The organism is Bacillus infantis NRRL B-14911 (assembly GCF_000473245.1).
GTDB classification, from domain to species: domain Bacteria; phylum Bacillota; class Bacilli; order Bacillales; family Cytobacillaceae; genus Bacillus_AB; species Bacillus_AB infantis.
On record NC_022524.1, the window covers coordinates 4,571,082 to 4,593,678 of the forward strand.

General features: G+C 47.2%; 19 protein-coding genes. 8 read left to right on the forward strand and 11 right to left on the reverse strand.

Going from position 1 to position 22,597, the window contains the following annotated elements; translation table 11 throughout:
* The first annotated feature begins 114 nt into the window (after positions 1-114).
* A complete protein-coding gene (locus N288_RS22545; RefSeq protein ID WP_009794373.1) occupies positions 115-1,431 on the forward strand; it encodes a YjiH family protein in 1,317 nt (438 codons plus the stop codon).
* 57 nt (positions 1,432-1,488) lie between these two features.
* Here N288_RS22545 and N288_RS22550 read toward each other — a convergent pair whose 3' ends face one another.
* The 7 genes from N288_RS22550 to N288_RS22580 all read right to left on the reverse strand — a co-directional run bounded on the left by N288_RS22550 (position 1,489) and on the right by N288_RS22580 (position 8,777).
* Positions 1,489-1,962 carry a hypothetical protein gene (locus N288_RS22550; RefSeq protein ID WP_170939576.1) on the reverse strand — a complete coding sequence of 158 codons (474 nt, stop codon included), beginning with the start codon at positions 1,960-1,962 and terminating at the stop codon, positions 1,489-1,491.
* A gap of 62 nt (positions 1,963-2,024) precedes the next feature.
* Positions 2,025-3,137 (reverse strand): PRK06851 family protein, encoded by a 1,113-nt coding sequence (locus N288_RS22555; protein WP_022544528.1) that lies wholly within the window; start codon positions 3,135-3,137, stop codon positions 2,025-2,027.
* Positions 3,138-3,305: 168 nt separating this feature from the next.
* Entirely contained in the window at positions 3,306-3,782 is a 477-nt protein-coding gene (ybaK, locus tag N288_RS22560; protein WP_009794376.1) for a Cys-tRNA(Pro) deacylase, read from the reverse strand.
* 135 nt (positions 3,783-3,917) lie between these two features.
* On the reverse strand, positions 3,918-5,234 hold the full coding sequence (locus tag N288_RS22565; RefSeq protein ID WP_009794377.1) for a UDP-glucose dehydrogenase family protein: 1,317 nt from the start codon (positions 5,232-5,234) through the stop codon (positions 3,918-3,920).
* On the reverse strand, positions 5,231-6,118 hold the full coding sequence (gene galU / locus N288_RS22570) for a UTP--glucose-1-phosphate uridylyltransferase GalU (protein WP_009794378.1): 888 nt from the start codon (positions 6,116-6,118) through the stop codon (positions 5,231-5,233). The genes N288_RS22565 and galU overlap by 4 nt, the downstream gene beginning before the upstream one ends.
* A gap of 331 nt (positions 6,119-6,449) precedes the next feature.
* Entirely contained in the window at positions 6,450-8,105 is a 1,656-nt protein-coding gene (locus N288_RS22575; RefSeq protein ID WP_009794379.1) for a glycoside hydrolase family 13 protein, read from the reverse strand.
* Between the two features lie 210 nt (positions 8,106-8,315).
* Entirely contained in the window at positions 8,316-8,777 is a 462-nt protein-coding gene (locus N288_RS22580) for a hypothetical protein (RefSeq protein ID WP_009794380.1), read from the reverse strand.
* 181 nt (positions 8,778-8,958) lie between these two features.
* Here N288_RS22580 and N288_RS22585 point away from each other — a divergent pair, with 181 nt between their 5' ends.
* Entirely contained in the window at positions 8,959-9,681 is a 723-nt protein-coding gene (locus N288_RS22585) for a class I SAM-dependent methyltransferase (protein WP_009794381.1), read from the forward strand.
* Positions 9,682-10,214: 533 nt separating this feature from the next.
* Here N288_RS22585 and N288_RS22590 read toward each other — a convergent pair.
* A complete protein-coding gene (locus N288_RS22590; protein WP_009794382.1) occupies positions 10,215-11,120 on the reverse strand; it encodes an NAD(P)/FAD-dependent oxidoreductase in 906 nt (301 codons plus the stop codon).
* 237 nt (positions 11,121-11,357) lie between these two features.
* Between N288_RS22590 and resA the strand changes: the two genes are divergently transcribed.
* Positions 11,358-11,894, forward strand: coding sequence for a thiol-disulfide oxidoreductase ResA (gene resA / locus N288_RS22595; protein ID WP_022544530.1), 537 nt, complete (start codon positions 11,358-11,360; stop codon positions 11,892-11,894).
* A gap of 84 nt (positions 11,895-11,978) precedes the next feature.
* Here resA and N288_RS22600 read toward each other — a convergent pair whose 3' ends face one another.
* On the reverse strand, positions 11,979-12,587 hold the full coding sequence (locus tag N288_RS22600) for a hypothetical protein (protein WP_009794385.1): 609 nt from the start codon (positions 12,585-12,587) through the stop codon (positions 11,979-11,981).
* Between the two features lie 14 nt (positions 12,588-12,601).
* Positions 12,602-13,780, reverse strand: a complete 1,179-nt coding sequence (locus N288_RS22605) for a ParM/StbA family protein (protein WP_087944255.1) — start codon at positions 13,778-13,780, stop codon at positions 12,602-12,604.
* 448 nt (positions 13,781-14,228) lie between these two features.
* On the opposite strand from N288_RS22605, the gene N288_RS22610 reads away from it, so the two are divergent.
* The 4 genes from N288_RS22610 (at position 14,229) to N288_RS22630 (ending at position 19,637) form a co-directional block, all read left to right on the forward strand.
* A complete protein-coding gene (locus tag N288_RS22610; protein WP_035402912.1) occupies positions 14,229-15,881 on the forward strand; it encodes a M20/M25/M40 family metallo-hydrolase in 1,653 nt (550 codons plus the stop codon).
* Positions 15,882-15,926: 45 nt separating this feature from the next.
* Entirely contained in the window at positions 15,927-16,310 is a 384-nt protein-coding gene (locus N288_RS22615; RefSeq protein WP_009794388.1) for a VOC family protein, read from the forward strand.
* A 382-nt stretch (positions 16,311-16,692) separates the two neighbouring features.
* A complete protein-coding gene (pepT, locus tag N288_RS22625) occupies positions 16,693-17,925 on the forward strand; it encodes a peptidase T (RefSeq protein ID WP_009794390.1) in 1,233 nt (410 codons plus the stop codon).
* Positions 17,926-18,116: 191 nt separating this feature from the next.
* Entirely contained in the window at positions 18,117-19,637 is a 1,521-nt protein-coding gene (locus N288_RS22630) for a UDP-N-acetylmuramoyl-L-alanyl-D-glutamate--2,6-diaminopimelate ligase (RefSeq protein ID WP_022544533.1), read from the forward strand.
* A 107-nt stretch (positions 19,638-19,744) separates the two neighbouring features.
* On the opposite strand, the gene N288_RS22635 is transcribed toward N288_RS22630, so the two are convergent.
* Positions 19,745-21,529 (reverse strand): S9 family peptidase, encoded by a 1,785-nt coding sequence (locus tag N288_RS22635; RefSeq protein WP_009794392.1) that lies wholly within the window; start codon positions 21,527-21,529, stop codon positions 19,745-19,747.
* A 157-nt stretch (positions 21,530-21,686) separates the two neighbouring features.
* Here N288_RS22635 and N288_RS22640 point away from each other — a divergent pair, with 157 nt between their 5' ends.
* Positions 21,687-22,586, forward strand: a complete 900-nt coding sequence (locus N288_RS22640) for a PhzF family phenazine biosynthesis protein (protein WP_009794393.1) — start codon at positions 21,687-21,689, stop codon at positions 22,584-22,586.
* Positions 22,587-22,597: the final 11 nt, after the last annotated feature.

The following is a 22,597-nucleotide window of genomic DNA, read 5'->3' on the forward strand; positions in this document are numbered from 1 at the left end:
GCAATTCATACAGGATGAATTAAAATAACCTTTGTCTTATAAATATAAATTGTATTAAGGGTGAATGTTTTGATAGAATCTGCAGCGAGGAAAAAAGCATCAGGAAAAAGCTTTATGCTCTTCCTCATTCCTTCATTAATCGGCATCAGTTTATTTATGCTTCCTATTTCTTATAAAGGCGAAGTGACCATTCCTATCGCCATCTTATCGGGCCTTGTCCAGGACCTTCTAACAGCCTATCTGCCGGCCATCATGACCGTGATCATTTTTCTGACTTTTGCAGGCACACTGCTGGCAAAGCTTGTAAAGCCCGCCTTCATCCGCAGAAGCGCGTTTTTCACTGCCCTGTTCGATGTTCCGGCGATCTGGTTTGCCGCAAGAGTGCTCGGCGCCATCTTTGCATTAATGACTTTTTACCAGATCGGCCCTGAATGGGTATGGTCTGAGAATACAGGAGGGCTTCTGCTTTACGATCTCCTTCCGGTCTTATTCTCGGTATTTTTATTCGCTGGTTTATTCCTGCCCCTGCTTTTGAACTTTGGGCTGCTCGAGCTTTTCGGCTCCCTCCTGACGAAAGTGATGAGGCCCTTGTTCAGGCTGCCGGGCCGCTCTTCGGTTGACTGTGCGGCATCCTGGCTTGGCGATGGCACGATCGGTGTCCTTTTGACAAGCAAGCAGTATGAGGAAGGTTTTTATACAAAGAGGGAAGCGGCTGTCATCGGCACGACCTTCTCTGTTGTCTCCATTACCTTCAGCCTTGTTGTTATCTCCCAGGTGGATTTGGGGAGCTATTTTGTTCCATTCTATCTGACCGTCCTCATAGCCGGGATTGTGGCAGCCCTTATCTGTTCGAGAATTCCGCCGTTGTCGACCAAGCCTGACACCTATGTTACAGAGGATGCTCCCCAGCTTGATGAAACGATTCCGGAAGGCTATACACCTCTTAGCTGGGGTATAACACAGGCAACAGCCAAAGCGGCAACAAACCGCGGCATCAAACAATTCTTTGAACAGGGTGCGAAAAATATCCTCGATATGTGGATGGGTGTGGCGCCGATCGTCATGGCGCTCGGCACATTGGCGCTGATTGTAGCGGAATTCACGCCGATCTTCAAGGTGGCTGGTATGCCGTTCATCCCGCTCCTGGAGCTTATGCAGGTGCCTGAGGCGAAAGCAGCATCAGAGACGCTTGTAGTCGGATTTGCCGATATGTTCCTGCCTTCTGTTATCGGAAGCGGGATTGAGAGCGAGATGACCCGCTTTATCGTCGCCTGTACGTCCGTTACACAGCTGATTTATATGTCAGAAGTCGGCGGACTCCTGCTTGGAAGCAAGATCCCTGTCTCCCTGAAAGACCTGATCATCATTTTCCTTGAACGGACCATCATTACCCTGCCGGTCATCGTGCTGGCAGCGCATCTTATTTTTTAACGAAGCGAAGACCCCTTCAGGATGGCTGAAGGGGTCTTTTTTTTAGGCAATCTTTTCTCAGGTGCAGCGGAAGGAGCGGATCCGGCTGGTATCTGTGCCGTAATACTCCCAGCGGAATCCTCTCCACCTCCAGCCGGCGACAGAAGTCCTGCCGACGAATGTTGGATAGAACCAGAAGCTTCTGCCGTTATTCAGCCATAAGTAGGTGAACCGATATAAGCAGCCTCTGATGGCGCCGGGATCGACGGCAAAGACGGAGGCAGACTGTGTCTGGAGTTCAGGCGTAAAGGATGGAGGCGGGCTGCTTGGCGGTCCTCCCGCCTGCCCCTGGGCTTCTCCTCCACCAGGGAATCCTGGCTGGCCTCCTCCACCTGGAAACCCGGGCTGGCCTCCGCCTCCCGGAAAGCCTGGCTGGCCAGGGAATGGCGTCCCTCCTGGAAAACCTGGCGGAAATGGAATGCCCGGTTGGCCCCCGCCACCTGGGAATACATTAAATCTTTCCGGTGTCTGCTGCAGGTCTGCCTGAGGCAAAGGATAGTACAGTCCTTGATAAGGGTAATAATTCAATGAGTCGTTCCCCTTTCTGCTTTCAGTTAGTCGGCATAGATCGGATGGGGAGTTTCAACACGGAGAATCTTCTCCTCAATCCTGCCGCGGATCGTGTCCACAATTGTATAATCCATGGCTTCTGAATAAATCTTCTCCAATTCATCATTCAGCCGCTTGGCGTCTGACAGACAGCCTGTTGCCTCTGTCATCTTCGTTTTATATTTAGCGGCGATTTCTTTGATTTCTTCAGCAAAAATTTCATCCGTCCCTGGGGCGATCAGCTGTTCATACATATCAATGATTTCATCCCCATCCCTGCTCGGGAAATATTCATGAGGGGCCGTACTGTCGAAGATGGCAAGGCCAAGCTCACGGATAATCAGCATGTCAAGGCTATTGGGATCAAATCCGCAATGATAGACTTCGATGTCAAAACCGCGCTTTTCAGCTTCGGCAGCCAGCTTTTTCAAAAGCGTTGACTTGCCTGAGCCGGGACGGCCTTTGATGAAGTAACGCTTATGGATATCAAGAGTCAGGTTCGGGATGCAGTCTACCGCTCCATTTGGTGTAGCAGCACCCAAAAATCTATGCTTGACGGAAGAGATCTTATTCAGGGTCATTTTGCCGAAAAATACCTGTGTCAGCTTTGAAGTAAGCTGGTTCGCTTTCTGAAAGTCCATGCTGTCGATATAGAATTTCTCCCAGTCATCATGGATTTTCAATGCCTCTGCAAAGGTACTGTATGCCTGTTTATAGAAGGCTTCGATCTTGCTGTTGAGCCTGAGTATTTTCCCTTTCTGAGTGGCCAGCTGGGCAGAATCCCACGCTTCCCCAAGGTTGACATACTCTTCTATGGCCCCCGGCGCTTTCGGTTCAATCACCTGCGGCGCAGTGCCGTCTACAATTCCAATCTTCAAAGCTGGGATGATCACACCGCTGACAGAGTCATTGTCCGATGGACTGTGGATGAGCTCAATGTTAAAGCCTTTATCAAGCCATTTAGAGCCGATTCCTTTCATGAGTGTTGATTTCCCGGTACCTGGTCCGCCCTTAAGTATAAATAAACGCGATAAATCCTGAAGATTGGATTCATATAGACTGTGGAAGCCTCTTGCGGTATTGCCGCCTGCAAAATAGTCGATAATTTTTCCTGCCACATTCACACATCCTTTTTCAGTTGATTGCTGAATGGTCCTGCCTCTTTACTGTATGCCGGGACATCATGATGGGTGAACGCCCAGGTGCAGAAAATTGCCGGTGGAGGATGTACTTTTTTTAGGGACAAAATAAAAAGCCCCCTATCGTGCAGAGGCTTTTGGATATTGCTATTCTTTTACGAGGTCCTTCCATTCGGCTTCAATCAATTCCTTCAGCCTCTCAGGAGCCAGTTCGATTTGGAGGCCGATCTTCCCGCCGCTGACGATGATGCTTTCAAGCTGCTCCCCCTGTGAATCGATAAAAGTCGGATACAGCTTTTTCATGCCGACTGGCGAGCAGCCGCCGCGGATATAGCCGGTAAGCTTTTGAATGTCCTTCACAGGAATCATCTCAACTTTTTTCTCGCCTGCCGCCTTCGCAGCTTTTTTGAGGTCCAGCTCAGCTTCCACCGGAATAATAAAAACATAGACATTCCTGCCGGCCTGGGCGACCAGTGTTTTATAGACCAGTTCCGGGTCCCTGCCAATTTTCCCGGCAACCGAAACGCCGTCAATCTTGCCGTCCTTGCTGTCATAGGATAATGAATTGTACTCCAGCTTTGCTGCATCCAGCAGCCTCATTGCATTCGTTTTTCCCTGTGCCATTGCTATTTCCCTCCTGGCGTTTTTCCTTTATAGTAGCATCTCCAATGGGTTCCAGGCACCTGTGAAACAGAAAAAAACCTTCCCGCTGCGGGAAGGTTCTTTTGGAAACTGGTCTAGTGGTGGTATAGGTGCCTGTCACCAGAATACTGCACTTCTGGCCGGGCATTCGGGACGGCCGATGGAGATGTAGCGGATATTTGCGGATTCTGCTTCCTGCAGTGTATAACAGTTCCTTCCGTCCAGGACGAGGGGATCTCTCATGAATTCTTTGTAGGCGCTGAGCGGGAAGCGGCAAATTTCAGCCCATTCGGTAGTGATGAAGGCCAGATCTTTTCCATGGATGGCCTCATGAATGGATGCCGCGAAATGAACACTGTCAGGCAGGACCCCCATAGCCCTGCTGGATGCTATTGGATCATAGACCGAGACGCTGGCCCCTTCATCCACAAGATCCCGGATCAGTTCAATGGAAGGAGCTTCACGGATATCATCTGTATTCGGCTTAAAGGCCAGCCCTAATACAGCTGCATTCTTCCCGGCCAAAGGCATGATGCTTTTGGCTTTGTGCAGCAGCACTTTCTTTTGTATCGCATTAACTTCCATAAGGGCTTTCAGGATCCGGAATTCATATTGATGTTCCTCCGCCATCATGCCCAGCGCTTTTGTATCCTTCGGGAAGCAGGATCCCCCAAATCCTGCTCCCGCCTGGAGAAACCGGCTGCCTATGCGCTTATCCAGCCCCATTCCTGCTGCTACATCATCAATATTAGCCCCCAATCTCTCGCACAAGTGAGCCATTTCATTAATAAAGCTGATTTTGGCTGCCAGGAAGGCATTTGAAGCGTATTTGGCCAGCTCCGCACTTTTGGCATCCATATGGATAATAGGCACGGAAAATGGTCCATAGATTTCTTCAACTGTTCTTGCTGCCTTCAGGCTGTCTGATCCAATGATGATTCGATCGGCCTGGAAGGTATCCCTGATTCCTGATCCTTCACGCAGGAATTCAGGATTCGAGACCATATGGACCGGGATGGACAGATTCTGTTTAAAAAAAGCCCGAAGCTTTTCATTGGTCCCGGCCGGAACTGTACTTTTGATGGCAATGACCGTCTCATGTCCAAGTTTATCGGCAATCATCCCGCACGCACTGTAGATAAAACTAAGATCTGCAGAGCCATCCTCTTTTTCCGGTGTTCCGACTGCAAGAAAGATGCATTCAGGATTTCTATAGGCAATCTCCGGATCAGAAGTGAAGGCAAGCTTTCCTTCTTTCATATTCCGGTCAAGCATTGCCTCTAATCCAGGTTCATAAATTAAAGGAACCCCGGCAGAGAGGGCAGCTGTTTTCTCTTCATCATGGTCATAGCATATGACCATATGCCCTTTCTCTGCAAGGCAGACACCTGTCACCAGCCCCACATACCCTGTTCCGGCTATGGTTATATTCATAGAGCGGCTCCCTGCCGGTTCATCAGCATCTTTTCAAGGTAAACAATCAGATCTGTCCTTATGTCAGCCTGCAGCATAGCCATCTCAATGTTGGCTTTTAAAAATCCCATCCTGTCGCCGATATCATAGCGGCTGCCTGACAGCACCACTCCATACACAGGTGTGATCCCTGCTAAAAACCGGATAGCGTCTGTCAGCTGGACTTCCTTATTGGCACCCGCCGGGAGAGTTTCCAGGATAGAGAATATTTCGGGCGGGAGAATATAGCGCCCCATTAAGGCATAGCTTGAGGGCTCCAGCCCTTTAGGAGGTTTTTCCACAAGGCTTTTGAGCTTCATGAGCTGCCTGTCGATAAATTTTTCCGGTTCCACTACTCCATATTTGCATAGTTCTTCCGCAGCGACCTCCTGTACTCCTACTACTGTGCCCCCATATTGCTGGTGGGCCTGCAGCAGTTCTGACAGGCAAGGGCGTTCCCCCTGGACCACATCATCTCCCAGCATAACGGCAAAGGGTTCATCACCTATATAGCTGCGCGCGCAATAGATCGCATCTCCCAGCCCCTTCGGCTCTTTCTGCCTGACATAGTGAATGCTGGCGAGGTTCGAGACAGCTTCAACCGCCTCCAAGAGCTCATGCCTGTTCTGTTTGGCCAGCGTTTCTTCAAGCTCATAGGATTTATCAAAATGATCCTCGATCGCCCTTTTTCCCCGCCCGCTGATAATGATGATATCTTCGATCCCCGAGGCAGCCGCCTCCTCAACGATATATTGGATGGCAGGCTTGCCGGCGATCGGCAGCATTTCTTTGGGCTGGGCTTTTGTTGCCGGCAGGAATCTGGTCCCCAGACCGGCTGCTGGAATGATGGCTTTGCGAACGTACATGATTTACCCCCTCGAATGATATTGGTGCTTCTTTCCACTACCATAGGATCCGTCATGATGATCTACACGCAAACTAGCAAATAAGGCTTTACATCTTCAGTATAAAAAGCAATATTTAAAGCTTTATCTACTTTGTGCAAAGAAATTGTTAAGATGAGCGACACGTGCCTGTCTGGCAAACAAAAGACTTTGTCCTCTGATCGGGAATTAAGGAGGTTCAAGTGTATAAAAGTGGTATAGGTGCCTGTCACCGTTATAAACCAAAAACCCCCGTCCCGGATGGGATTGGGGGCTGCAGCTGGTGTCTAGTAGTGGTATAGGTGCCTGTCACCTAAATACGGTATACCCGCGCCTCATAAGGCTTCAAAGTAACGCTTTTCCCTTCTGCTTCTGCTGCCGGATAGTTGTTCAGGAGCAGATTCTCAGGTTTTAAGGCGAAGCCGCTTGTAAAGACGGCTTCTTTAGCGGACAGATTGGTGATGACGATAACCTGATCGTCTTCCAAAGTGCGTGTATAGGCATAGATCTGCTTGTCTTCTTCAAGCAGCAAATCGTATTGTCCATAGGTAAAGACTTCATTGGCTTTTTTCAGAGAAATCATTTTTTTATAGAAAGACAGAATGGATTCTTCATCCTTTTCCTGTTTTTCAACATTGATGTTTGTGTAATTGCTGTTCACCTTCATCCAGGGACTGCCGCTGCTGAAGCCGGCGTTGGCTGTGCTGTCCCACTGCATCGGTGTCCGGCTGTTGTCGCGGGAGGAAGCCCAGATGATCTCCATGATTTCCTGGTGGCTCTTGCCTTCTTCTGTTTTAAGCTTGTAAAGATTCTTTACGGCCACATCGTCATAATCGTCAATGGAAGGGAACTGGACATTCGTCATCCCGATCTCCTGGCCCTGGTAGATGAAAGGCGTGCCCTGCATCAGGAAATACATCGCAGCCATCGAGGTGGCGCTTTCCCGCCAGAACTCCTGGTCATTGCCCCATGTTGATACAACACGCGGCTTATCATGGTTTTCAATGAATAATGCATTCCAGCCGTCTTTTTCAAGGCCCTTCTGCCAGCGGGTCAGCACTTTTTTCAGCTCGACAATATCCAGCTCAGGATTAGTTTCCGCATCCCACAGACCAAGATGCTCAAATTGGAAGATCATATCCATCTTTCCGTTTTCAGAGCCTACCCATAAGTCTGCTTCGTCCACAGTGACGCCGTTTGCTTCGCCGACAGACATGCTGTCATAGTTCGCATATGTCTTTTCCTTAAACTCCTGAAGGAACTCATGGATGCCTTCCTGGTTCATATGCATATCAAAGGAAGAAACATACTTCTTATTTTCCGGATTCGGCAGGTCAGGCATGCCGGGACGTTTCTTGATATGGCTGATGGCATCGATCCTGAAGCCATCGATTCCTTTTTCCAGCCACCAGTTCACTACATCATAAAGCGCCTCGCGGACTTCGCTGTTCTCCCAATTCAAGTCCGGCTGCCTTCTTGAGAACACATGGAGGAAATATTGCTGAGTCAATTCATCCCATTCCCATGCAGAGCCTCCGAAGATGCTTTCCCAGTTATTCGGTTCAGCACCCTGTTTGCCGTCGCGCCAAATGTACCAGTCCCGCTTTGGCGAGGTTTCGGAAGACCGTGATTCTATGAACCATGGGTGCTCATCGCTCGTATGATTGAGGACCAGATCAATGATCAGCTTCATGCCGCGCTGATGGACCTCTTCGAGCAGCCTGTCGAAATCGGCCATCGTTCCGAAATCTTCCATGATGTCCTGATAATCGGAAATATCATAGCCGTTGTCATCGTTCGGCGACTTATAAACAGGACAGATCCAGATCACATCAATGCCCAGATCCTTTACATAATCAAGCCTTTCAATGATTCCCTGAAGATCGCCGATTCCGTCTCCATTCGAATCCTGAAAGCTGCGGGGATATATTTGATAGCCTACTGCTTCTTTCCACCAGATTTTTTTCATATGAACACCCTCAAGTAAATTAATGTTTGTATGCGCAAACGTTTGCATTAAAAAGCAAAAAAAAACCGCATACATCTATATGTAGTGTAACGCTTACATAGAATTTAATCAATATGAAAGTAGATTGACTATATAGGAAAATGTGACCCTTTGAAGAATCATTATAAGAAAAATGCCAGCAAAAAACCGGTCATCCTCCTGGATGCCGGCCTACACAGCTTCAGCGGCTTCTGCCTCAAGCAGCTCCATATAGGGCTGAAGCGAATGATAGATGATGGTTTTTACAAAAGCAATATTAATATGCCCCAATAGTTTTTCAGCAAATTCCCAAGCATTTTCTTCAATAAGGAGAGCTAGCTGGTTTCTTTCCACTGAAGTGGCTGCAAGGTCAAAACGGTCTGCAAGCTCCCCGAGCTCCCGGTCTTCGGCATGGCCGATTTCATGTGCGCAAACGACTGCAAAATACTCTTCAAAATGATCAAGCGAGGAAAAAATCTGCAGGCACTGCTTTTTAATTTCCTCTATATATAATGTAATGGTATGGGTCCCCATGCTGTATTTGCCACCCGCAAAACGGTTTCCCCCGAAATAATCCTCCAAAACGACAACGGCCGTGCTCCCTGCTTTTTCAAGAAGCTCATCAACGATTAGTTCAAGCCTTTTATTCGCCATTCTTACACCTTTCTTTGCAAATAAGCTAATAATCCATCACAGCGAATGAAAGGGAAACAAATCCTTTACCCTATTAACTCTGTAATGAAACATTATCTTACCATTATTTTTGTGACTTTGCACCCTTTTTATCCATATACTGTATGGCACAGCAGAACGGAACAGGAGGGATACCGGAAATATGAAGCCATCATATCAGGATGCCCTTGCTTTTTTCGGAATGGGCGGCGCTCACCCGGGCGGTTTGGCTTTGACGAAAAGAGTTTTGGGAATGGAACAGCTCTCAGGCAAGGCAAAGGTGCTTGATGCAGGCTGCGGCACCGGGCAGACAGCTGCCTTCATAGCCAAAACTTTCAATTGCCAGGTGACGGCGATCGACCGTCATCCTCTGATGATCGGCCAGGCAAAGAAAAGATTTGCCCACGAAGGCCTGGCAGTCAATGCCCTTAGGGAAAACATTGAGAATTTATCTTTTGCTGATAATAGCTTTGACTATATTATCGCCGAATCTGTCATTATTTTTACCAATATTGAGCAATCTTTGAAAGAAATTAAACGGGTTCTCAAACCAGGCGGGATATTCCTTGACCTCGAAATGACAGCTGAGGAGCCATTGAATCCCCAGGAGAAAAACCAAATCCAGAGTGTATACAGCATCAAGCGGCTGCTGACAGAGGGTGAATGGCTGCAGACTTATACATCAGAAGGTTTCCGGTCCCCAAGGACGGTAGCTGCCAATTCCATTTATACTGAAATCATCAACTCGCCATGGGACCAGCAGCCGGAAATCGCCAACCCGCATCTTGTTAATCCAAAATACGAGCATATACTGATTGAGCACCAAAAGCTGCTTGCCATCTATGCCGAACGACTGGGATACCGGGTGTACCGGATGCAGAAATAGACGTGATTATACAATCTATGCATAAAGCGGGCATTGTATGTATGGTGTCCACCCGGAAAGCACAGCGGCATCCGGAGTGTTCATTATAATGAACACTCAGAAGAAACCCAACAGGATCTCTTTTGGAGTGCAAAAACAAATCACGCAGTAAAAACATGGTGATTAGCAAAGTAATCATCATGTTTTTTTATATAATTCTTGATACCCGATCTGATAAATAGACGGAGAAATTCCGTCTATTAACTTAAAAAGCATTAAAATGGGAGATTTGCTCGGCATAACCGGAAAACCTCCCCTTATTTAGCCCGCAACGAGCTCCATTCTAAATTTAACCGGAAAATCTCCGCTTATTTTCTTTCGCCGTCTTTCCATTTAGGTACGCTCATAACAGTCTTAATTTCCACTAAAATTGCCATAAACGGTTTTACACCAATAAAAAAATAGCATGCTAAATCATATATGATTTAACATGCTATTTCACGGTTGCACTTCACCCTGTTATTCAGAAAAAATCAGGGTGTGCCTTTTATGCATTATTTATTTTCCTCCGCCAGGATGGACTTATGAATCCAAATCGCCGCCTGGGATCCGTCTCCCATTGCAATGGTCACTTGTTCTGAATGGGCAACCACATCTCCTGCAGCCCATACATTCTTGACGTTAGTCATTTTGGAACGCGAATCAACATTTATATGCTTATTTTCAAGCCTTTCCACCCCCAGCTGCTTTGCCAGGTCTGACTTGACTTCATTTCCTCCAAAAGCCGTAAAGCCCCGCTCTCCCATAACTCTCTTGCCATTCTCAAGCAAAAATCCCTGGATGTTCGGCCCGTCAGCTATGGCTTCCGCAATCGATTCTTCCATGTATTCAATATTCAGCTCGCGCAATTTGTCCATCAGCTCTTGGCTGACTTCCTTTTTCTCATGATTGATAAAGACCAGTTCGTCTGTCCAGTAGGAAAGTGTAACAGCCATATTGGCCCCAGGGTTACCAGAGCCGATTACAATTGTCCTTTTATCTTTAATTTCATAACCGTCGCAGTCCGGACATACATACACACTGACGCCGAGCGTTGGATAAAGATTAGGAAATTCCGGAATCCTGTCCATCACCCCCGTTGATAAAAGCAGCCTTTCGGACTCAAGCTGTCCCCCGTCCTCAAGCGTAATTTTAAACCCGCTTCCCTTTTTCTCCGCCTTCTCTGCTTTTCCCAGCTTAAATTCCACTCCAAGCTTTTCTGCATGAGACCGCCCGATGTCCCTGAGCTCCTGGCCGCTCACCCCATCAGGATACCCGAGGATATTATGATAGCTTTTGCAGATGGTTGACCTGCCATGGTTTGAGTCCACAACCAGCACCCTGTGTTTATACCTTCCCAACTGAATCGCAGCCTGCAGGCCTGCAATCCCTCCGCCGATGATAATGCAATCGTATGTCATTCTGTGGCCTCCTTGAGCCTTTTAGGTATTTATAGGTAATTTACCCTCATTGACCCTCAATTAACGCATGGACAGATGATTTTAGCTGTTGAAAAAAAGACTTGAGACCCATCAAACCACCGGCCTTCCCCAGACCAGGCTGTTTGAAATTGTCAAAAAACAATAACATTTTTCCATATATCCCCTTACAGGAAATGTTACACTAATTAATACCATCTGTTTTAGATTGGAGGATTTATGAAAGCGAAAAAGACACACAGATTAGTAATGAGGTCGATCATTTTATTGGTTTTATTCTTTGCAGCAGGATACACTTTGTACCAGAATTTTTTCTTAAAAGAATCCGGCACAAAAGCTATGCTCAATGAAAAAGCTCCTGACTTTGCGCTTCAAGCACTGGATGGCGGGAAGACAAAATTAAGCGAGTACAACGGAAAGCCCGTCTTGATCAACTTTTTCGCCACCTGGTGCGCACCCTGCAAAAATGAAATGCCCGCAATCCAGTCCACTTATGAAGAATTTAAGGATGACGGGTTTGAGGTGCTGGCAGTCAATCTGAGCGAACCAGAAATATCAGTAAAAAACTTAAAAGAGCAACTCGGAATAGACTTTCAAATCCTACTAGATAAGAACAATGCAGTAGAAAGCATGTACGATGTTTATAAGATCCCGTCCAGCTTCTTTATAGATTCTTCAGGGAAAATCGCCAGAGTGTATGAAGGGGAAATGAGCGAAGAAGATTTGAATGACTGGGTAGGCGAATTGGTTGATTAGATAAGATCAGCATTCGCCCGCCCTACCAGAATCCTATTGGTAATAAAAGAGACAGGCCATTGTGCGCCTGTCTCTTTCTTCATCCTATTTATTCATATGAGCAAGGAAATCTCCAAGAAGGTCTTCCATGCTTTCTTCTTCCTGGTCCTCGTCTTCAGCCGAACGGTCTATTTGTACACTTGACCAATCAATATCATCCAGATCGTCATCAGCACCATCTGTGTACGCAGGTATTGCATCCTCTACTTCCTGCACAGGAGGGGAGGGAGGTGGAACATCCGCCTGATAGACCGGCTTCTCTTCCCTTTCCTTCCGCTCTTGCAGATAGAGAGCTTCATCTATATCGGTCGATTTGCTGTTCAGGCTGGCAAGCAGCGCAGCAGACCGTACCGGGTCTGTGATCAGCTGGTAGATGATGCTGCCGAGAAGGGCTTCGGAGTGCTCGTGCTTAAGCCAGTCGCGCTGCATCTTGCTGAGCGCCTTCGGCAGCGGAATTGTAACTGTTTCCTGTTCCTGTTTGACTGATTGGCTGACACCCTGCATGACATAGTCGGCAATCCTGCTGGAAAAATTCCTTTTTTCAGCTTCTTTAAGCTTTTGCAGCTGTTTAACTAAGTATTCCGGGGTATCAGAAGGTACACGAAACGCAATCGTCTGGCCTCTTTCGATCCCCTTGGATGAAGATTTTGTCATGTTACCACCTTATTTTATGCTTTTACTGGCTTCTTCTCATCCTGCTTGTCCGGCTTGGATGTTCTCTTCAAATGATCGGCAACCAGCTTGTAATAAGCATTTGCCATCATCCAGATGCTCTCTTTTTCATCCTCAAAGAAGTCGATATTATATCCATCAAGGCTGTTGTTCAGTGATTTGATATATTCCTTCAATACAGCAGATCCTCCGCCCACGAAGTAGCAGATCTCCGTCTGTGAATTCTTCTGCCAGACATTGCGGAGCAGGCGGTACTGCTTTTTGGCAAGGTCGAACAGGATGCGGTCAGTGATGTCATGAACGCTTGTCCTGCTTCCTTTAACCATGATATGGTTGCGGTCATTTTTCTTGGTGATGATCTCCACCACATCGCGCCGGCTGTCCAGCTCAACGCCATGCTTGGATCTGATTTCCTCACGGATCATTTCCAATGATTCCGATACACCCAGGTTGAAGCCCTGCGCCTTGTCATCATCAACTGTGCGGTTTTTGATGACAGCGATATCTGTAGATAGGCCCCCGATATCCTGGATGAGGATACGCTTATCGATCAGTTCTTTATTAATAATGTTCAGGTCGTTATCCATTACAAGATTGATGAATGCCGCGAATCCTTCAGGATAAACCTTTACATCGCTGAATTTCAGATTGACTTTGATGCCCTGGTATTTAGGCGTAACCAGGAATTCTACCTGGTGCACTGACCCAAGCAGCTTCGAGCGGTAGCCCGCATCTTTCCCTTCCTTCACTTCACGAAGAGGGAGCCCTGTGCCCAGGATGTAATTAGTATCGATTATATTGTTATTTTTCGGGAATAAACCAGCGTTCTCTTCCCTTACCGCATCAAGGGCAAGTGAAACAAAAAGCATAACAAGCGTCTGGTCCTCTTCAGATTTGCTGCTGCCGGGATCAAGCTCGGAAGCATTGTCGCTTTTAGTCGCCAGTGTTCCTACACGATAGATTGCATTATTGTCTTTTAATGCTGGGGAATGAACTTTAACATGAATCCCGTCCAAAGGTTCTTTGCTGTCTAATTCTTCTATGCCGATTACCGGTCTGTCCGCAACATCCCTTGCAATGACATTCGGTATATTCAATTCATAATCCAATTTTCCGAATAAGGCTTTCAGCGAATCATTGCCTACGTCTACTGCTGCTATTCTCGGGTTTTTCAAATCTACCATTCCTTTCACATTGTACCTTGCTTATCGTACAAGCAATTATCTTAAGCTTAATTAATATTTGGAAAATATTCAATGAGTTTCATATAAAGTAATATAAATGTTAGATTGTAAACATTACGCAAACTTCACCTCAATATCTAAAAACATTGAAACAACAGCATCTAAACAACTTTGTAAACTTGTAAACATTTTTATAAACATCTTGTATGCATTTTGTTTGCAAGTTTACAATATTGTTTTCTTTTGCAAACATGAAAGTAAACAAGTATACAAATTTGTTTTCAATCTATTTTCTCTCTTATTAATCTCTTTAAAAATCATTCCCCCTCCCCTTGCAAGAATGTTCATCAGTAAAAACAGTCCTCTTGACGACCGTTCCAAAAATAGGATAATTTTAATACATTAACAGTTTACTAGACAAAAGGAGAGCTTGATGGAGATGCTTAATTGCCGCGAAAAAACTTTGGCCTTTACGAAACAGCTGGTCAACATTGAAAGCATAGTGAATACAAATGGCGAGAAGGTGATCGCCCATTCTTTATATACACTCTTATCCTCGTTTCCCTATTTTACGGAGAACTGTGGACAGCTCGTTATAGAACAAACGATAGATGATGAATTGGAACGGTATAATGTACTGGCTTTTGTGAAAGGAACTAAAAGGAAAAGCAGCCGTACAGTCATTCTGATGGGCCATATGGATACTGTCGGAATCGATGATTTCAATCAGCTCCGCGATGCAGCATGCGACCCGGATCAGCTTGCAGACCTGTTCAGGAAGGAAGAACTCCCTTCCGGAGCAAAGGAGCAGCTTGAATCCGGAGACTGGATGTTTGGCAGAGGCGTGCTTGATATGAAGAGCGGTCTTGCAAGCCATCTTTATCTTTTAAAATACTATTCTGACCATCCGGAAGAATTAGAAGGAAATCTCGTCTTTCTTGCAGAATGTGATGAAGAGGACGGTTCACATGGAGTCCTGTCTGCTTTGAAGACCTTGAAGAAATGGAAGGATGAGCATAAGTTCCATTATGCTGCTGCCATCAATGCAGACTTTGTCTCCCCCCGATTTGAGGGAGATACAAACAGGTATATCTACAAAGGAACGGTTGGGAAGCTCCTCCCCTCTTTCTTCATAACAGGTGCTGAAACACATGTCGGCTCCTGCTTTGAAGGGCTCGATCCGAATTTCCTTGCTGCAGAACTGACAAGGCAGATCAGCTACAACCCGGAACTAAGCAATGAGGCGCTTGGGGAAACGACCGTTCCTCCGGTTTCACTGAAGCAGACAGACCTGAAGCCTTCTTATACGGTACAGACTGCATTAAGTGCCTATGTCTATTATAATTTCTTTATTCATTCCTGGTCCCCAAAGGAAGTACTCGAGAAGCTGAGGAAGCAAGCGCATATTGCCTTTAGCAATGCGCTCTCTTCCTTTGAGCAGCGGAACAGGCAATTTGCCGAATTAAGCGGGGAACCATATGCCGAGCTGCCTTGGCAGCCTCGCATCTATACGTATGAAGAAATGCACCGGATGCTTATGGAAGAATACGGGCAGGGCTATATAGCCCATATGGACGCTTTTAAAGAAGAGCTTCTCCTTGATAAGGAACTGGATACAAGGATGTATGCCGCGAGAGTCGTGGAAGAGGCCTGGAAATGGATGAAGGATAAAAGCCCGGCGATGATACTCTTCTACTCTTCTTTATACTCGCCGAGAATTGAGCTGTCCGGGAAAACAGAGGATGAAAGAAGGCTTATAGATGCCTTGGATCAGGCAGTGGAAGAAATCCAGCCTTCCTATCCTCATCCAATCATCGCCAAGAATTTTTTCCCTTATATATCAGATATGAGCTTTATAGCGCTCAGCGATGATGAAGCAGGAATCAGTGCTGTAACTGACAATAACCCTGGCTGGGGCACAAAGCATTATGTCGAATACAGCGACATCCGCGAGCTGAATGTGCCTGTCATCAATATTGGGCCGTACGGACTGGATGCCCATAAGAAACTGGAGCGCATGGAAATGAAGTATTCACTTGAAATTGTCCCTAACCTGACAAACCGGGTGATTCAGCAGGTACTAAAAGGCTAGGTTTCCGGGGAAATAATTTCAACATAATAGTGAGGAGATGTTTTTATGGCAGGAAAAAGAATTGACCATGTTGGAGTAATGGTTAAAAACATAGAGAAATCAATAGAGTTTTATACAAATGCTGTCGGCATGGAGCTGAAGGCAGAGGTGCCTCATTCAAACGGTGTCATCAAGCTTGCATTCCTAGGCTTTACCGGAAATGAAGAAACTGAGCTGGAACTGATTCAAGGCTATAATGACCATCTCCCGGAGGAAGGTACGGTCCATCATTTTGCGGTCAGCACCGATGATGTGGAAGGAGAATTCACACGTCTCAAGGAGCTTGGAATTGAACTCATAGACCAGGAAATCACCACCCTCCCGAATGGCTATAAGTATTTCTTCTTTTATGGGCCGGACAGGGAATGGATTGAGTTCTTTCAGCGTTAATGTTAAAGACATATTTAGGATTAAAGATGCTGGTTTGTTTATTCTTTTTTGTTTAATAATGGGGCTGTTGATTTCCGTTCCAGGCACTTCGCTTTCCGCGGGGCGGCGCTGAGCTTCCTCGTCGCTGTCGCTCCTGCGGGATCTCAGCTTTGCCGCTGCAATCCCACAGGAGTCTACGTGCCTTGCACTCCAATCAACAGGGCTTATCAACTTTTTTTACCAGCTCCATTAATATGGCCAAAAACAGGTTTGTGACAAGTCAGCCAATTCAATCTCCATTTTTCAAAAAACATGGCGCAAAAGTTCTGCTTTTGTGCCTTTTTTTATTCGCTTCCCGAAACAAAAATGATATGATGAAAGAAAAAAGCTAGGAGTGATTTTAGTGAAAAAAGACCTGATCGAACGCCTGGTTTCGTATGCAAAAATGGACACACAGTCAGACGATAACAGCACCACCTGCCCTTCCACCCCTGGACAGCTGGAGCTTGGCAGAAAGCTTGTAGAAGAGCTTAAAAGCATCGGTATGCAGGATGCGGAAATGGATGACAATGGCTATGTCATGGCCACTCTCCCTTCCAATACAGAAAAGCAGGTGCCTGTCATCGGCTTCCTTGCCCATGTGGATACAGCAACAGACTTTACCGGCAAAAACGTCAGCCCGCAGATTACTGAAAATTATGACGGCGGAGATATTGTCCTAAACGACTCTTTACATATTGTTCTTTCACCGAAGGATTTTCCAAGCCTGGAGCAGTATAAGGGCCATACACTTATCACAACTGACGGCACTACCCTTCTCGGGGCCGACAATAAGGCAGGAATCGCTGAAATCATGACGGCAATGGAATACCTTATTAAACACCCTGAAATCAAGCATGGAGCAATCAGGGTGGCTTTTACACCAGATGAGGAAATCGGCAGAGGGCCGCATAAATTTGATGTGAAGGCATTTAATGCTGCCTATGCATACACCATGGACGGCGGACCGCTCGGTGAGCTTCAGTACGAAAGCTTCAGCGCAGCGGGAGCCAAGATCACCGTTAATGGCACCAATATCCACCCTGGCTCTGCCAAAGGAAAAATGGTTAATAGCATCAAAATTGCGATGGAGCTGCAAAACAGCCTGCCGCAGGAACAGGCGCCTGAACTGACAGAAGGATACGAAGGCTTCTTCCACCTCGGCTCATTCAAAGGGGACGTGGAAAAGACAGAGATGAGCTATATTATCCGTGATTTTGACCGTACGGAATTTGAACATAAAAAAGAGCTGCTGGAAAAAGCTGTTGCTTCACTGCAGGAGAAATACGGAAAAGAGCGGATCCAGCTGGAGCTTAAGGACCAGTACTATAACATGAAGGAGAAAATCGAGCCGGTCATCGAAATCGTCGACATTGCAGGAGAGGCGATGAAAAAGCTTGATATCGAGCCGCAAATCCTTCCGATCAGGGGCGGCACGGACGGTTCACAGCTTTCCTATATGGGGCTTCCGACGCCGAATATTTTTACAGGCGGCGAAAATTACCACGGCAAATATGAATATATTTCAGTTGATAATATGGAAAAAGCAGCTAATGTCATCATAGAAATTGTAAAGCTGTTTGAAGAAAAAGCATAATATCAGGGGGCGGGGATTTAATCTCCGCCTTTTTTCTTCCTACAAATCCTGAATTGACCGGGACACCTCCACAAGATACATTTTTTCAACTGGATGTGTAAATACTTTTTGTATGGGTATAGGTATATGGCGCAATGTCGAAAAATGCGCCAATTCAGGCTTTTATTACAGGGGGTTTAGATAGCAGCATTATGGACATCTACTTTGAACAATATGGTCAGCTGAACATCAGGCAGAGATGGGGCAGCCCCAGCCAAAAAATAAATAGCATCAGTTATGATTCCCGCAATGCAGGCCCTCAATCGGTCTTTGTCTGCATGGGCGGCGAAAATCATGACGGCCATACATTCCTGGAAGAGGCCATTGCAAAGGGCGCAGCTGTCCTTGCAGGCGAGAATGCTGCCATTCTTGAAGAGTTCAGCAGAAAATTCCCGGAGCTTACTTTTCTCCAGACTGAAGACGCACGGGCTTTCCTTGCCCAATTATCGATTATATTCCATGGAAGGATCCATGAAAAAATACATACTGTCGGCATTACCGGCACTAACGGCAAAACGACTGTTGCGGCCTTTGTGAAATCACTGATGACGGCACTCGGCATCCCCTCCGGTTCGATTGGCACCAACGGGGTGCTCTCGTCCATGGGCCCGGTCAGCTTTGTCCAGTCCACACCGACTACTCCTGAGGCGAGCGACCTGCATGCCATTTTTGCTGATTTCGCCAAGCGCGGAGACCAGCTCGCCGCCATGGAGGTCTCTTCCGTTGCCATTGAGCAGCAGCGGACCGCCGGCATCAACTTCGATGTGGCTATTCATACGAATCTGTCGCCAGAGCATCTTGAATTCCATAAAACCTTTGAGAATTATAAGCAGGCAAAGCTGAAGCTGTTCCGTCAGGCGAAGCGGGCCGTCGTAAACCTTGATGACGAAGGGATGGGCGCTGACATCATCAAGGACTTCCAGGGCAGCCTTCTCACCTATAGCCTGAAAAAGGATTCTGCTGCCGATGTTAAAGCTTCAAACATCAGAGTGACAAATGATGGGACCAGCTTTGAATTGAAGCTTGGGAATGATTCTTATATCGTTCGGACGCCTGTGTTTGGCAGCTATAATGTGGCAAACCTCCTTTCGGCCATCTGTACGGCCATGCACCTTGGCTTTACGATCGGACAGATCATTGAGGCCCTCCCGCGCGTAGAAAATCCGTCAGGGCGCTTTGAAGTGCTGAAGGAATTCGGCCGGAGGAAGATCATCATTGACTACGCGCACACGCCTGTTGCCCTCAAAAGCCTTCTGAAGGAAGCGAAAAAGCTGCCGCATAAGCGCCTTATTGTCATGATTACCGGAATCGGGATCAGGGATAAAGAGAAAATGCCCCAGATGGCACAAGCTGTCGAGAATCAGGCGGACCAGGTAATCGTATCGGTCGATCATCCTGGATTCCTCGATCCCTGGGAAGTGGTCGGCCATGTGATGAAAGGCTTCTCCAATCCGCGCGCCGGGAATATCCTGCAGGAGCCGACGCGAAGAGACGGCGTCCTTGCAGCATTATCTGTCAGCGATGAAGATGATTTAATCCTTCTCACAAGCGGCTGCATCAATGGTGCCCAGATTGTAAAAGGCGAGAAAATACCTCATTCTGACAAGGAGATTATCCAGGAATTCTTCCGTAATCTTGAAGAAAGTAAAGCACTTGAACGCTATGAAGCATAAGAACGGGCAGGCCGGGGGCTTGCCTGTTTTTTTTGCAAGGCTACAGGAACCCCGAAAACAGCAAAAAAGCCGAAAAGCACATTCAGTATGCACTTTTCGGCCAGCCCTTAATTAATAAAACCGTCAAAAAACTCCAGCACTTTCCGGTAAACTTTGATTTCGTTGTCTTTCTTGGAAAAGCCGTGGCCTTCGTCATCCAGGACGAGGTATTCGACTTCCCTCCCCTTCTCCTGAAGCGCAGCTACGATCTTGTCGGATTCTGCTTTGACAACACGGGGGTCTTTGGCTCCCTGGATGACGAGCATTGGCTTTGTCATTGTATCAAGATAGGTGATCGGCGAGTACTCGATCAGCTTTTCCTTGTCTTTGACCGGATCGCCGACCCATTGGTTCATAACAGGCTTCCAGTGCTCAGGAACCGATTCAATGAAGCTGAACAGGTCGCTCGGGCCGAAGATATCGACAACAGCTTTAAAATACTCAGGATGCCTGCCGTGCAGGAGCAGTGCCATATAACCGCCATAGCTTCCCCCCATCAGCAGGAGCTTCTCCCGGTCTGCATAGCCGTTCTTGATGAGCCATTCTAGCCCTTCAACATTATCCAGGCGCGGGCCGTAGCCCCAATCGCCTTCGACCATCTTCATATAAGAGAGCCCGTAGCCTGAGGAGCCCCTGAAATTAGGTGCAAAGATGCTGTAGCCCCTGTGGACCAGGAACTGGAACAGAGAGCGGAAAGAAGCCCTTTCTGCTGCCTGAGGCCCGCCGTGCGGCCAGAGGATGACATGTCCGTTGCTGTTTCCCTCCTTGGCCCTGAAGAAGAGCGCCTCGATCTCAAGACCGTCGTACGATGGGTAGTGCAGGATTTCAGGTTCAGCCATTTCCTCTTCACTGACGCCAGGCACAAGATTATTGGTCAGCTGTGTCCATTCACCCTTTGCATATTTATAAAGATTAGGAGGAGTGACTGCAGACCTGCCGAGCAGGTAAAGGTTTCCGGACTCTGCCACTGACAGCCCGTCGATGGTGCTCGCAGGGAGCTCCAGCTGCTCCGCCTTGCCTTCCTCAAGCCCATAGCGGTAGAGGTGGTCCTCTGCTCCTTTTTGGCTGCTGATATAGAGCGTGCGGGCCTTTTTATCATATTTCAGCCCTGAAAAGTCTTCCCCATCGAGCGAAAGCATTTTTGTGAATTCGTTTGTTTCCAGGCTGAATTTAGCTAAATAAGATAAGTCCTCTTTATAGTTGGTGACAAGATAGATATCGTTTTCCGAAGTAAAGACAGCATCAGTGACTGTATGCTGCGGCTCTGCCTCAGGCGTCAGCAGAACCTCCTTCTCGCCATCCCAGGCATAGGCAAGCGAGTATGTATTCGCGAACATCCTGCCAAAGACAAAGCGCTTCTCATCAGGGCTTTTGGCTGTCAGGAAGGTGGCCGCACCCCGGCCGTGAAGCAAGACCTTTTCTTCTCCCGTCTCCATATTATAGGCGTACGCCTTCAAAAAGGTGGCATCTTCCTTGCTGGACGTATAATAAAGTGTCTTTCCGTCCTTAGAGGCGATCAGTCCCATATGCCGGGCATTTTCTTGTGTGCGGATAGGCTTTAATTCGCCGCCATTTCTCGGCAGAGCATAGACCTGGCCGTTTTCGTCGCCGTCCGAGTCGATGACAGCAAGCAGGAAGCGCCCTTCCTTATCATATTCTATCTCCTGGCAGCTTTGGTTCTGGAAGCTTAATGGATAAGGAAACTGGTTTGGCAGATCCATCGCCCATAGATTGTATTTCCCGTTCAGGTTTGTGCTGAACACCAGCTGCGATTCATCCGGGCTTACAGCAAATGTCTGGATCCCAAAGGTCTGGAAAAAATATTCAACATCCGGTTTGGAAAAAGTCAGCATTCTAGTTTTCCCCCTTCTTCTCTGTTTTTACTAGATTCGGCAGTGATTCTGTATAATAGATTTGCCGGCATCTCTATCCTATTCGGGAAGAAAGGCCGGAATCCCTATCTTTTTGCAAGAATTTTCTTGAAAATAAGAAAAGAAGGAGGAGTTTTTGTTGAAAAATATCAAATTTTATCAGGTGGATGCCTTTACTGATCAGGCATTTGGCGGCAATCCTGCTGGCGTGGTCCCGGAAGCCGCAATCCTTGAGGAAGAAGAGATGCAGCTGGCTGCGCGGGAATTCAATTTGTCTGAAACTGCTTTTCTATCTCCTTCCGGCAGCGAAAATGCCGATTTCAGGGTCCGCTATTTTACACCTTCCTGCGAGATTGATTTTTGCGGCCATGCGACCCTGAGCGCAGCGTGGATCATGGCGTCTGAATTAGATTGGCTCAGGCACAGCAGGGAAATCCGTTTTGAGACCAATATCGGCATTGTGCCGGTTATCTTCCAAACAGAGGGAGAAAAGCTTGTTTCTGCAGAGATGACTCAAATATCACCGAAAATAAAAGAAATAGAATACAGTCTGGAAGAGCTGTGCCAAATGATCGGCGTTTCTTCTGCCGACATTGACGAGCGTTATCCTGTCAGGCTGGGGTATACAGGGAACTGGCATCTGCTTGTCCCCTTGAAGACCAGGGAAGCAATCGATCAGGCATCACCACAGTTTGATCTGGTGGAGGAGCATAACCGCCGGCTGGGGATCAGCACGACCCATTTGTTTACTTTTGATGCAAAGGGCATGGAATATGACATCTATACAAGGGATTTTGCCCCTGCTGCGGGCATCAGGGAGGATCCTGTCACAGGCTCCGCGAATGGCGCCCTTGCCGGTTATCTAATGCTTGAGAATATTCTTGAACAGGGAAAAAACCACATGCTGGCCATTGGCCAGGGGCATGCAGCAGGCAGGCCCGGCCTGCTTCAGGCGGGCATCAGCTCTGATGGGGAAAGCATCAGGATTACAATCGGCGGCAGTGCAGTACCAGTCATCTCCGGAACGCTTGCGTTTTAGGCATCCTTTTC